We start from the raw sequence: 11,472 nt of genomic DNA, 5'->3' as shown, positions 1-11,472 counted from the left end.
ATGCGGTCCATGTGCCCCTCCCCAGACGGATGCTGTCCTTCCGTCATTCGAAGGGGGCGGGGCGACATCCCCTTGTCGAGTACAGAACATCCACGCCCCGCCCTTCCCCGGCGCCCGGCCCGCCGTCCTCGGCACCGCCGCCACCGTCGTGTCGCTGCTGATCCTGGTGGCCCTGGGCGAGGCGACCGGCCATCTGCTCATGATCGCGCCGCTCGCCGCCACCGCGATGATCGTCTGCAGCACCCCCGCCCTGCCCCCGGCCCAGCCCCGGGGCGTCATGCTCGGCCAGGTCGGCTCCGGTGTCCTCGGCCTGCTCGCCGTCGCCGCCTTCGGCCACTCCCTCTGGGTGGCCGCCGTCGCCGCCGGCCTCAGCGTCGGACTCATGCTGCTGCTGCGGGCCGTCCACGCGCCCGCCGCCGCCACTGCCGTCCTCGCCGTGCTCCAGGACCCGGAGCCCCTGCGCTTCCTCGTCCTGCTCGCCGTCGGCAGCGCCCTCCTGGTCGCCGTGGGCGTCGTCGCCTCCCGCCTCGGCGCGATCGGCAAGTACCCGACGTACTGGTGGTGAACCACCCGCCCCGGCCGTGACCCCCGTCCAGCGCGCACACCCGCGCGTCGACCCCAACGGAGCGCCCATGCAACGAGACAGACTGCTCGTCAGCTGCGAGCAGGTCATGGAAGGGCTGCGGAACCCCGCGGCCCGCGACACGGACACCGTCGTCGTCGAGATCACCGAAGGCGGCAGCACCCAGGGCCGGGTCCCCGGTTCCGTCCGCCTGGACTGGACCGGCGACCTCCAGGACCCGGTACGGCGGGACGTCATCGGCCCCGAGGCGTTCGCCGCACTCCTCGGCAGGCACGGCATATCCGCCGACCACACCGTCGTCTTCCTCAGCGGCAACAACAACTGGTGGGCCGCCGCCGGATACTGGCAGTTCGCCCTCTACGGTCACCGGCGGCTGCGGCTCCTCGACGGCGGCCGGCTCCGCTGGGAGGAGCTCGGCGGCCCCCTCACCCAGGAGACCCCGGAGCGGCCGCCCGTCGACTACCCCGTACCCTCCCTCGACGAGACCGTCCGGGCCCGCCGCGAGGACATGCTCGACCACATCGGCCGCCACCAGCTCCTCGACGTGCGCTCCCTGGAGGAGTACCTCGGCCGGAGCAACACCCCGCCCGGCGTCCCCGAGGACCTCGGCGTGCGGTGCGGCCACGCGCTCTCCGCCGACCACATCCCCTGGAACACCGCCGTCCGCCCCGACGGAACCTTCCGCGACCAGGAGGAGCTGGCCCGCGCCTACGCCGGCGTCCGCACCGACGCCCCGACCGTCGTCTACTGCCGGGTCGGCTGGCGCTCGGCGCACAGCTGGTTCGTCCTGAGCGAACTCCTCGGCCTGCCCGACATCCGCAACTACGACGGCGCCTGGCGGGAGTTCGGCTCGCTCATCGGCGCCCCCATCGTCAACGGCCCCCAGCCCTGGGGCCCCGACGGCATCCCGGCCGTCGTCGCCCAGCGGACCCCGGAGGTCACCGCCCGTGCCTGACGTCACCGTCTTCCGCGACGTGTTCCGCAACGGCTTCGACCAGACCGACCTGCCCTGGGTCCCCTGGGCCGAACCCGGCCGCGTCGGCGTCGAGTACGTCGTCCTCTGGGGCCCCGACCCCGCGGCGGACGAGGACTCCGCCTCCCTGCTGCTCCGCTTCCCGCCCGGCGCCCACGGCGACTTCCACGAACACCTGGGCCACGAGCTGATGCTCGTGCTCGACGGCACCCTCGACCACAGCGACGGACGCCGCTTCCACCGCGGCGACCTCGTCGTCGAGGAACCCGGCACCCGCCACCAGATGTCCAGTGCCACGGGCTGCACCGTCCTCGCCGTCCGCGCCCGCCCCGCCGCCCCGCGCACCCCGCAGGACGGCGAGATCACCACCGGCGTCGGAGCCGGCGTCCCGGCCCCCTGACCCGTCCGCACACCCCGAGGCCACCGGGCGCACAGGCCCGGCGGCCTCGCTCCGTACCCGCGCCCGTCCCGAACGCCCGCCCGTCCGCACGCCTTCCGGAGAGACGCCATGACACCGCCCACACGGCCCCAGTCCCTGCGCAGTCCCGAGCCCTCCCGCCGGGTCCTGCTCACCACCGGTTCCTCCGACGCGCACACCTGGAACCTGGTCCACCTCCAGCTCTTCCTGGAGGAGCACGGGCACTCGGTGCTCAACCTGGGGCCCTGCGTCCCCGAGCGGCTGCTCGTCGACAGCGCCCGGATGACCAGCCCCGACCTCGTCGTGCTCTCCTCCGTCAACGGCCACGGCCACCAGGACGGGCTGCGCGCCGCCCGCGCCCTGCGCGCCGACCGCGCGACCCGGTCCGTCCCCATGGTCATCGGCGGACTCCTCGGCATCTCGCCGGAGGGCGCCGCCGCCCGCACCGCCGAACTCCTCGACGCCGGATACGACGAGGTCTACGCGGACGGCACCCCGCCCACGGCGCTGCTGCGCCGGCTCGCCGGACTCGGCGGCGCGTGTACGGGGCGGGCCGCGGCTTGACGACGTCCGCCCCGCCCCCGCCCCCGCACGCCCCCGGAGACCTCGGCGCCCACGTCCGCGCCGCGGCCGAGGCCGGCGAACTGGTCGTCCAGCCCCGGATGGGCATGGTCGGGTCCCGCGAGATGGCCGCCGGAGTCGCCGCCGTCGCGGCCCTGCCGGAACGCACCGTCGCCACCCTCACCATCGACAGCTACACCCGCGTCGGCGACCACGCCGCCGCCACCGCCGCCCTGCGCGGCGGCCGGCCCCTCAACGGGTTCCCGCTCGTCAGCCACGGCCCCGCCACCACCGCACGCGTCGCCGCGGCGGCCGGCCGCACCACCCCCGTCCAGGTCCGGCACGGTTCGGCCGACCCGATGGCGATCTTCCGCACGATGACCGCCGCCGGCCTCGCCGCCTCCGAGGGCGGCCCCGTCTCGTACTGCCTGCCCTACGGCCGCACCCCGCTCGCCGAATCCGTCGCCGCCTGGCGCGAGTCCGTCGCCTACCTGACCGAGGAGAGCCGCGCGCACGGCCGCCGCGCCCACCTGGAGTCCTTCGGCGGCTGCCTGCTCGGCCAGCTCTGCCCGCCCTCGCTGCTCGTCGCCGTCTCCGTCCTGGAATGCCTCTTCTTCGCGGCCCACGGGGCGACCAGCGTCTCCCTCAGCTACGCCCAGCAGACCCACCCGGCCCAGGACGCCGGAGCCCTCACCGCGCTGCGGCTGCTCTCCGACGAGTTCCTGCCGCCGGCCGTGGACCGCCACATCGTGCTCTACACCTACATGGGCGTCTACCCGAGGACCGTGCCCGGCGCCCGGCTGCTGCTGCGCCGAAGCGCCGAACTGGCCGTCCGGGGCGGCGCGCAGCGCCTCATCGTGAAGACCGAGACCGAGGCGCACCGCATCCCGACCGTCGCCGAGAACCTGACCGCCCTGCGGATCGCCGCGGCCGCGGCCGCCCGGACCCCCCGTGGCGCCGGCACCCCCGGGGCCGGTGCGCGGGCCGGCCGGGGAGGTCAGGCCGACGCGGACGCCGAAGAGGTGCTCGTCGAGGCCCGCGCCCTTGTCACGGCCGTCCTCGACCTCTCCGACGACATCGGCGCCGCCCTGCTCAAGGCGTTCGACCGGGGCCTGCTCGACGTGCCGTTCTGCCTCCACCCGGACAACCGGGGCGCCGTCCGTTCCACCGTCGCACCGGACGGGCGCCTGCAGTGGACCGACCTGGGCGCGCTTCCGCTGCTCACCACCAGCAGGAGGACCACTCCGATGACTTCGCGACAGCTCTCCGGCATGCTCGACCGGGTCGCCCGCGAGCACGACCGCGCGGCCGGCACGGACGACGACCGGGAACCGGCTGTCCCCGGACCCGGGAACCGCCTCCGGGCCGGGGGGCGGGCCGAGGCACACGACCAGGCCCAGGACCACGTCCCGGACCACGTCCCGGACCGGGCGACGGACCGGGCCACGGGTCCGGCCCGGAGACACGACCGGGCCCCGTCGCCGACGGCGGCCCCCGGCCGGGAGCCCGCGCCGGACCCCGTACGCCGCGGCGCCCCGGCGGAGCCCGCGGCCCCGCTGCGGATCGCGTTCGTCGGCATGGGCCCGCGCGGTCTCTCCGTACTGGAGCGGCTCGCAGCCCGCTGCGCCGAGGAGGCGCCCGGACGGCCGGTGGAGGTGTACGCGGTGGATCCGTACGAGGCGGGGGCCGGTCGGATCTGGCGGACGGACCAGTCGCCCTGGTTCCTGATGAACACCCCCGCCCAGGAGGTCACCATGTTCTCCGGGCCCGCCGACGACGGGCCGCACCGGCCCGGCGCCGGACCCACCCTGGGGGAGTGGTGGGCGGAGGACGACCCGGCGGACGCGGCACCCGAGGGGTACGCGCCGCGCGCCGTCTACGGCCGCTACCTGACCCACGTCATGCGGCGGATCGAGGAGACCCTGCCGCCCTCGCTCACCGTCCACCGGGTCCCGGCCCGGGTGATCTGCGCCGACCGCGTGCACGGGGACGGACCCGGAGCGCACCGGCTGCGGCTCGACCGCGGGGACGTCCTCACCGTCGACCGGGTGGTCCTCGCCACCGGCCACCCCGTGAACGAACCCGACGCGGACCAGCGCGCCTGGCAGCGGTTCGCGCGCGAGCACAGCACCCCCGCCCGCCCCGTCCGGCACATCGCCGGCGGCTCGGCGAGCGAGATGCCGCTCGCCGAGATCCCGGCGGGCGCGAGCGTCGGCATCGTCGGCATGGGACTCACCTTCTACGACATCCTCACCGAGCTCACCCTCGGCCGGGGCGGCGTCTTCACCGAGGGCGGCGAGGGACTCCTCTACCTGCCCAGCGGCAAGGAGCCCCGCATCCTGGCAGGCTCCCGAGGCGGCGTGCCGCTGCTCACCCGGGGCGCCAACCAGAAGGGTCCCGCCCACCGCTACCGGGCCCGGCTGTTCACCGCCGAGCGGATGGCCGCCCTGCGGTCGGCGGCGGCGCCGGTCGACTTCGAGCGGTCCGTCCTGCCCTGGCTGCTGGCCGAGGTCAACCTCGTCCTCCTCGCCACCCGGATCCGCCGGGCCCACGGTGCCGACGCGGCGGCCGAGTTCACCGAGCGCGGCGTCGAGGCCCTCGCGGACCGGCCCGACCTCCGGCTCCTGCAGGGGCTGGCCGCCGCACACCGCGTCGACCCGCGGCCGCTCACCGGCCTGGACGCGCTGGCCCGCCCGTTCGGCGGCCGGCACTTCGGCTCCCCGGCCGAGTTCCACAAGGTGCTCACCGACTGGCTGCGCAGCGACCTGGCCGAGGCGCGCCAGGGGAACGCCGACGGCCCCCTCAAGGCGGCCGCCGACGTCCTGCGGGACGTCCGGCAGACGATCCGCTCGGTCGTCGACTTCGGCGGCCTCGCCCCGGAGTCGCACCGCCGCTTCCTCGCCGAGTTCGGCCCGGTCGCGGCGATGGTCTCGACCGGGCCGCCCCAGGTGCGCTCGGAGCAGTTCCTCGCCCTGCTCGCCGCCGGCGTCCTCGAACCCGTCGGCCCCGGGGCCCGGTTCGCCGCCGACCCCGTCGAGGGCCGGTTCTCCGTCGAGTCCCCCCAGGTCGAGAACTCCTGGGTGCCGCTCGACGTCGTCGTCGACGCCCGGGTGCCGGGGACCGACCTGGCGGCGGACCGGGACCCGCTGATCCGCGGTCTGATGGTGGACGGTGAGATCCGCACCTTCACCAACCACGCCGAGGGCGCCGGTGAGTTCGCCACCGGCGGCCTCGACTGCACCGACGCCCCGTTCCATCCGGTGCGTGCCGACGGCTCGGTGGACACCACCACCCACGTCCTCGGCATCCCCAGCGAGCACACCCGCTGGTTCACCCAGGTGGGCAGCGGACGCCCGGGCGCCTGGGGCTCCTTCACCCGGGACGCGGACGCGATCGCGGCGGCGCTGCTGCGCGGGGCGGCGGTCGGGGGCGGGTCCCTCCGGACCGGTGGCGGGCCCGGCCGGCACCGCCGCCGCAACGGTCCGTCCGGCGGCCCCACCGCCGACCTTCCCCGCCCCGGCGGGGTGCTGCTCGGGGGTGCGGCGCGATGACGGACGCCCGCCCGCCCCGCTCGTCCGCGCACGAGGAGTACCGGGCCGCCCGTGACCTCCTCCTGCGGCTGCGCGGGGACCGGGAGGCGGCCTGCGCCGCCTTCCGGTGGCCGCGCGCCGGGGACTTCAACTGGGCGCTCGACTGGTTCGACGTCATCGCCGAGGGCAACGACCGGCCGGCCCTGGAGATCCTCGGCCGTCCCGGCCCGGACGGCGCCGTCCCCGTCGTCGACCGCCTCACCTTCGCCGAACTCTCCGCCCGCTCGGACGAGTTGGCCGTCACTCTGGAGGAGTGCGGCGTCCGGCGCGGCGAGCGCGTCCTGATCCTTCTGGGCACCCGGGCCGAACTCTGGGAGACGCTGCTGGGCTGTGTGAAGTCCGGCGCCGTCGTGGTGCCCGGCTACCAGGACCTGACCCGGGACGAGGCCGCCGACCGGATCACCCGGGGCGCCATCCGGCACGTGCTCTGCGCGCCCGAACTCATCCCGCTCATCGAGGGGTTGCCGGTTCCCGGCCTCCGCATGGCGCCGGGCGCGGACCGGGCCGGCTGGGTCCCGTACCCCGACACCCGAGGCCCCGGCCGCCGCGCCCACGTCCCCGACCGGCCCACCCGTACCGCCGACCCGTCCTTCTGCTACTTCACCTCCGGGACGACCTCGCTGCCCAAGCTCGTGGAGCACAGCCACGCCGGCTACGGCGTGGGCCACCTCTCCAGCCTGTACTGGAGCGGGCTGCGCCCCGGGGACCGCCACCTCAACCTCTCCGCGCCCGGCTGGGCCAAGCACTCCTGGTCCAGCTTCTTCGTGCCGTGGGCGGCGGAGGCCACGGTCCTCGCGCCGCCGGACGGCGGGCTCCCGCCCGAGCTCCTGCCCCGGGCGCTGGCCGACCACGCCGTGACCAGTCTCTGCGCGCCGCCCAGTGCCTGGCGGGCCGTGCTGCCGTACGTCACCGGCGGCGCGGGCGCCCCCCGGCTGCGCGAGGCCACGGCGGCCGGGGAGCCGCTGACGGCCGAGACCGTGCGACGGGTCGAGGCCGCCTGGGGCGTCCGGGTGCGCGACGGCTACGGGCAGACCGAGGCCACCGCCCTCATCGGCCGCGCTCCCGGCACCCCCGAACCGATCGCCCCGCTCGGCCATCCGCTGCCCGGCTACCGGATCGTCCTGCGGGACCCCGAGACCGGCGAGGCGGGCGACGCGGGCGAGGTCTGCGTCGACCTCGCGGACCGCCCGCCCGGCGTGATGCTCGGCTACGCGGGCCTGCCGGGCCGCACGGCGGACGCCTTCGCCGGCGGTCTGTACCGCACGGGCGACCGGGGCGAGCGGTGCGCGGACGGCTCCGTCCGGCTGCTCGGCCGGACGGACGAGGTCTTCAAGTCCCATGGCCACCGGGTCTCCCCGATGGAGATCGAGGCCGTCCTGCGCGTCCACCCGGACGTGGCGGACGCGGCGGTGATCCCCTGCCCGGACCCGGACGGCGGCCTCGCGCCGTACGCCGTGGTGGAGCTCAGGGCGGCGGGGGGCGCAGCCGCCCTGAGTCCGGCCGCGGCCTGCGAGGGCGCCGTCGACCGTCACCGGCGGATCGGAGACGAGCTGATCGCCCTCGCCGCCGAGCGGCTCGCGCCGGTCTTCGTCCCGCGCGGGGTCGACGTCGTCCCGCGGCTGCCCCGCACCCGCTCGGGCAAGGTCCGCCGGGGCGACCTCCGCCCCGCCTCCGCGGTGCGCTGACCCGGAGGGCTCCCACCGGACCCGTCCGACCCGCCGGACCTGCGGAACCCGAGGGGCCCGCCGGACCGGTGGACCGCCGGACCGGTGGACCGCCGGACCGATGGACCGCCGGACCGATGGACCGCCGGACCGATGGACCGCCGGACCGATGGACCGCCGGACCGATGGACCCGCCCCCGCCCGGCTTCGACCGGCGGGGGCGGGTCCATCAGGCGCTGACCTGCTCCCGGTCCGCCGTGCGCAGGAGGACCTCCGCCACGGTCCTGGCGCGTACGGCGGCGTCCGCCGTGCCCTCGCGTACGGCGGTGACGATCGCCCCGTCGCCGAGAAGGGCGAGCTGGCGGGCCAGGGACTCGTGGTCGCGGTAGCCGCCCTCGGCGAGAAGGCGGTCGAGGACGCCGATGACCTTCTCCTTGTGCTCGGCGGCCACGTGGTGCGCCGGGCTGTCCGGATCGGCCGTCTCGACCATGGTGTTGATGAAGGCGCAGCCGCGGAAGGAGGCCGCGGCGAAGCGCTCGGCGAGGCCGTCGAAGAGGGCGAGGGGCAGCTCCGAGGGGGAGCGCCCGCTGGCCGCGATCCGGCCGTCGAGCCAGGCGCGCCACATGGCGTCGCGGCGCCGCAGCACCTCGACGACCACGTCGTCCTTGCTGGGGAAGTGGCGGTAGAAGGAGGCGCGGCCGACTCCGGACTCGGAGAGGATCCGCTCGATGCCGACGGCCCGGATCCCCTCTTCGTAGAAGAGACGCTCCGCCGCACCGAGGAGTCGTTCTTTCGCGTTCGTGGCCATGCCCGACGGTACCACTCGGTTCCGAATAGGTTGCCGTATCAACGACCTCCGCCCGGAAGGCTTCCGGTGGGCCAACCGTCGCGTCGTATCAGGGATTTCCATGCGAGAGGCGGAGGCGGCCCCTCCCGTTGCATCGGACGGAACCGGTCGGTACCGTCTCGATGGTACCGATCAGTTCCGTCTTGGTCCGGCTCAAGGAGAGCTCCATGCCCCGCCTGCCCCAACTGACCGTCGAGACCGCCAACGAGGAGCAGCGCGAGCTGCTCGAAGGCACCCTCAAGCAGCTCGGCAAGCTGCCCAACCTCTACGCCGCCCTCGCCAACGGCCCCGCGGCGCTCCGCGGTTACCTCGCCATGCGCGAAGCCCTCGTCGGCGGCGCCTTCAGCGCCCGGCAGCGGGAGCAGCTCGCCCTCTACATCGCGCAGCGCAACGACTGCACGTACTGCGTCTCCGCGCACACCCTGCGCGGCGGCAAGGTCGGCCTCGACGAGCAGGAGCTGCTCGACACCCGCCGCGGCGGCGACGCCGGGGACCCGCACATGGACCAGGTGCTCCGGTTCACCGGCGCCGTGATGGCCACCGCGGGCCGCGTGGCCGACGAGGACCTGGCGGACGCCCGCGCGGCCGGCGTGACCGACGCCGAGATCGCGGAGATCGTCGGCCACGTCGCCCTCAACGTGCTGTCGAACTTCTTCAATCACGTTGCGCAGCCGGACTTGGACTTTCCGTTGGTCCCGGCGCACCTCGCCGAGTAGAGTCTTCGCGGCCGAGCAGGGGTGCCGGGCGCGACGGAGCGTCCGGCACCCCTGCGGCTTGTGCGACACACCGACTGGGGCGATCGAAGCGGGTGGTCGACCAACCACCCGGGGCGAGGACACTGCCGCCTGCGCGGCAGGGGGGAATTCACGTGGACATCGACGCAAGAACCCTTCGGACCTTCCGCGAGGTGACCCTCACCGGGTCCTTCACCCAGGCGGCGCGACGCCTCGGGTACTCGCAGTCCAGCGTCACGGCGCAGATGCGCGCACTGGAGAGGCAGGTGGGCGAGCCCGTCTTCGAGCGGCTCCCCAACGGTGTGCGGCTCACCGACTCGGGCACCGTCCTGCGCGACTACGCGCGCCAGATCCTCACCCTCGTCGGGGAGATGGAGACCGCCCTGCGCCGGCCGGCGGCCAACCCGCCCCGCCTCACCGTCGGCATCGTCCCCGCCCTCGCCTACGGACAGCAGCTCGCCCGGGTCACCCACATCGGGCGGCGGCTGCTCTCCGGCGTCCAGCTCGCCCTGCGGGTCATGGGGACCTCCGAGGTCCACGACGCCTTCCGGTCCGGCGCGATCGACGGCGCCCTGGTCCTCACCGTCGTGGACGCGGAGGACCCGACCGCCCTGTTAGCCGACCAGCCCCACCCCGAGCGCGCCGACGACCTCACCGAAGTCCGCCTCCAGGAAGTCGAGTTCGTTCCCGTCACGAGCATCGGCCACCGGCGCGGCCACGGCCGCCAGGTCGTCATCGCCGACCCCGACTGTCCCTCCCAGCGCTGGCTGCCCGAGTTCCTCCGGCTGCGCAGCGACACCGCGCCCGAGATCCACGAACTGGGCTCCATGGCGGGCGTGCGTGCCGCCACCCAGTCCGGCCTGGGCTGCGCCATGCTCCCCATGGCGCTCGCCGCCTCCCCGCAGGAGGCCGACGGGCTGCGTCCGCTCCCCGGCGTGCCCCGGATGCGCTGGAACGCCTCCCTGCTCCTCGGCCGCCATGACACCCGCCCGGCCCTCGACCGGCAGAACCTCACCGAGACCCTCCGCCAGGCCACCGCCCTCGCCTGCGCCGTCCACCCCGGTGACCAGGGCCGCCCTGCCGCGGTCGATGTCCTCGGCGGTGACGCCGCCGTGCTCGGCCCGGATCCGAGCATCGCCTCCTGACCCTCTCCGCCGGCGCGCGCCCCGGGCCTTCCGGTGTCCGTGCGCGCCGCCCCCGAGCGGTGCCGCGGCGTACCGTCGCCTCCCCCCGGCCCCACCCCCGACCGGGTCCATGAGGGAGCGACGGGCGCCGCGGCACCTCCGACCCCGGTGCCGCGTCGGCGCCGCTCCGGCCGCGGTCCCGGCCGGGTGCCCGGTGGCTAGAGTGGGGGCACGATGACACGTTTTCGCGAGAGTGTTCGGTCCCTGCTGCGCGAGCAGGTGCTCGACGCCGCCTACCGCCTCGTCGCCGCCGAAGGCTGGGGCGGGCTGCGCATGACGGCCATCGCGCGCGCCGCCGGGATCAGCCGCCAGACGCTCTACAACGAGTTCGGGTCGAAGGAGGCCATCGGCAGGGCCCTCGTCCAGCGTGAGCTGGAGGGTTTCCTGGTCGGCATCCAGGGCGAACTCGACGCCCACCGCGGCGACCTGGAGGCCGCCGCTTCCGCCGGGGTGCGCTACACGCTCCAGCAGGCCGTGGACAACCCCCTGATCAAGGGGGTACTGGTCGCGGCGCGCGGCGGCGAGGACGATCTCCTCGCCTATCTGACCACGCGCGCCGAGCCGGTCTTCGGCACCGCGATGACGATGCTCGACGCCTACGCGGTCGAGGCGTGGCCCGAGGTGGACGAGGAGTCGCGCGGACTGGCGGTCGAGACGATCGTGCGGCTCACGGTCAGCCACATCGTGCAGCCGGTGGCCTCGCCCGAGGAGTCGGCGCGGCGCATCGCCCGGATCACGGCGAGGATCGCGTATCCCGGCGGGACCGCCTGAGCGTCCGCCCCGGAGCCGTGCGGGGCCTAGGGCCTGTCGTCACAATCCCCTCGTTGCCCGGAGGGCGGCCCTGCGGCGTCTGGTGCGTGCTCTCGGTGTGCCGGGTGGAAGTGCTCGTACTGGGCGTACTCGCGCTTTCGCCCGGTG

General features: G+C 75.4%; 10 protein-coding genes. 9 read left to right on the top strand and 1 reads right to left on the bottom strand.

What is annotated here, in order from left to right; translation table 11 throughout:
* The 6 genes from AB0424_RS28415 to AB0424_RS28390 form a co-directional block, all read left to right on the top strand.
* Nucleotides 1-565: HPP family protein (locus tag AB0424_RS28415; RefSeq protein ID WP_366309422.1), on the top strand; the 565-nt coding region annotated here is incomplete at its 5' end.
* A 67-nt stretch (nucleotides 566-632) separates the two neighbouring features.
* Nucleotides 633-1,538, top strand: coding sequence for a sulfurtransferase (locus tag AB0424_RS28410; RefSeq protein ID WP_366309421.1), 906 nt, complete (start codon nucleotides 633-635; stop codon nucleotides 1,536-1,538).
* A complete protein-coding gene (locus tag AB0424_RS28405; protein WP_366309420.1) occupies nucleotides 1,531-1,956 on the top strand; it encodes a cupin domain-containing protein in 426 nt (141 codons plus the stop codon). Before AB0424_RS28410 ends, AB0424_RS28405 begins: the two co-directional genes overlap by 8 nt.
* A gap of 108 nt (nucleotides 1,957-2,064) precedes the next feature.
* A complete protein-coding gene (locus AB0424_RS28400; protein WP_366309419.1) occupies nucleotides 2,065-2,538 on the top strand; it encodes a cobalamin-dependent protein in 474 nt (157 codons plus the stop codon).
* A complete protein-coding gene (locus AB0424_RS28395; protein ID WP_366309418.1) occupies nucleotides 2,535-6,086 on the top strand; it encodes an FAD/NAD(P)-binding protein in 3,552 nt (1,183 codons plus the stop codon). Before AB0424_RS28400 ends, AB0424_RS28395 begins: the two co-directional genes overlap by 4 nt.
* Nucleotides 6,083-7,810: an AMP-binding protein gene (locus AB0424_RS28390; RefSeq protein WP_366309417.1), complete on the top strand. Its 1,728-nt coding sequence runs from the start codon at nucleotides 6,083-6,085 to the stop codon at nucleotides 7,808-7,810. Before AB0424_RS28395 ends, AB0424_RS28390 begins: the two co-directional genes overlap by 4 nt.
* A gap of 208 nt (nucleotides 7,811-8,018) precedes the next feature.
* Here the strand turns inward: AB0424_RS28390 and AB0424_RS28385 are convergent, their stop codons facing one another.
* Entirely contained in the window at nucleotides 8,019-8,597 is a 579-nt protein-coding gene (locus AB0424_RS28385; RefSeq protein WP_366309416.1) for a helix-turn-helix domain-containing protein, read from the bottom strand.
* Between the two features lie 206 nt (nucleotides 8,598-8,803).
* On the opposite strand from AB0424_RS28385, the gene AB0424_RS28380 reads away from it, so the two are divergent.
* The 3 genes from AB0424_RS28380 to AB0424_RS28370 all read left to right on the top strand — a co-directional run bounded on the left by AB0424_RS28380 (nucleotide 8,804) and on the right by AB0424_RS28370 (nucleotide 11,325).
* Entirely contained in the window at nucleotides 8,804-9,352 is a 549-nt protein-coding gene (locus tag AB0424_RS28380) for a carboxymuconolactone decarboxylase family protein (RefSeq protein ID WP_366309415.1), read from the top strand.
* 152 nt (nucleotides 9,353-9,504) lie between these two features.
* Complete coding sequence (locus AB0424_RS28375; protein WP_366309414.1) at nucleotides 9,505-10,515, top strand: LysR family transcriptional regulator; 1,011 nt, start codon at nucleotides 9,505-9,507, stop codon at nucleotides 10,513-10,515.
* A gap of 213 nt (nucleotides 10,516-10,728) precedes the next feature.
* Nucleotides 10,729-11,325, top strand: a complete 597-nt coding sequence (locus AB0424_RS28370; RefSeq protein WP_366309413.1) for a TetR family transcriptional regulator — start codon at nucleotides 10,729-10,731, stop codon at nucleotides 11,323-11,325.
* The last annotated feature ends 147 nt before the right edge of the window (nucleotides 11,326-11,472 follow it).

The organism is Streptomyces sp. NPDC051180 (assembly GCF_040689545.1).
Classification (GTDB): domain Bacteria; phylum Actinomycetota; class Actinomycetes; order Streptomycetales; family Streptomycetaceae; genus Streptomyces.
This window is presented reverse-complemented; position numbering and strand designations above follow the sequence as displayed.

Excerpts from the sequence above, each read along its gene's own strand:
- AB0424_RS28400 (WP_366309419.1), top strand. The coding sequence starts at position 2,065 with ATGACACCGCCCACACGGCCCCAGTCCCTGCGCAGTCCCGAGCCCTCC.
- AB0424_RS28390 (WP_366309417.1), top strand. The coding sequence starts at position 6,083 with ATGACGGACGCCCGCCCGCCCCGCTCGTCCGCGCACGAGGAGTACCGG.
- AB0424_RS28370 (WP_366309413.1), top strand. The coding sequence starts at position 10,729 with ATGACACGTTTTCGCGAGAGTGTTCGGTCCCTGCTGCGCGAGCAGGTG.
- AB0424_RS28410 (WP_366309421.1), top strand. The coding sequence starts at position 633 with ATGCAACGAGACAGACTGCTCGTCAGCTGCGAGCAGGTCATGGAAGGG.
- AB0424_RS28380 (WP_366309415.1), top strand. The coding sequence starts at position 8,804 with ATGCCCCGCCTGCCCCAACTGACCGTCGAGACCGCCAACGAGGAGCAG.
- AB0424_RS28385 (WP_366309416.1), bottom strand. The coding sequence starts at position 8,597 with ATGGCCACGAACGCGAAAGAACGACTCCTCGGTGCGGCGGAGCGTCTC.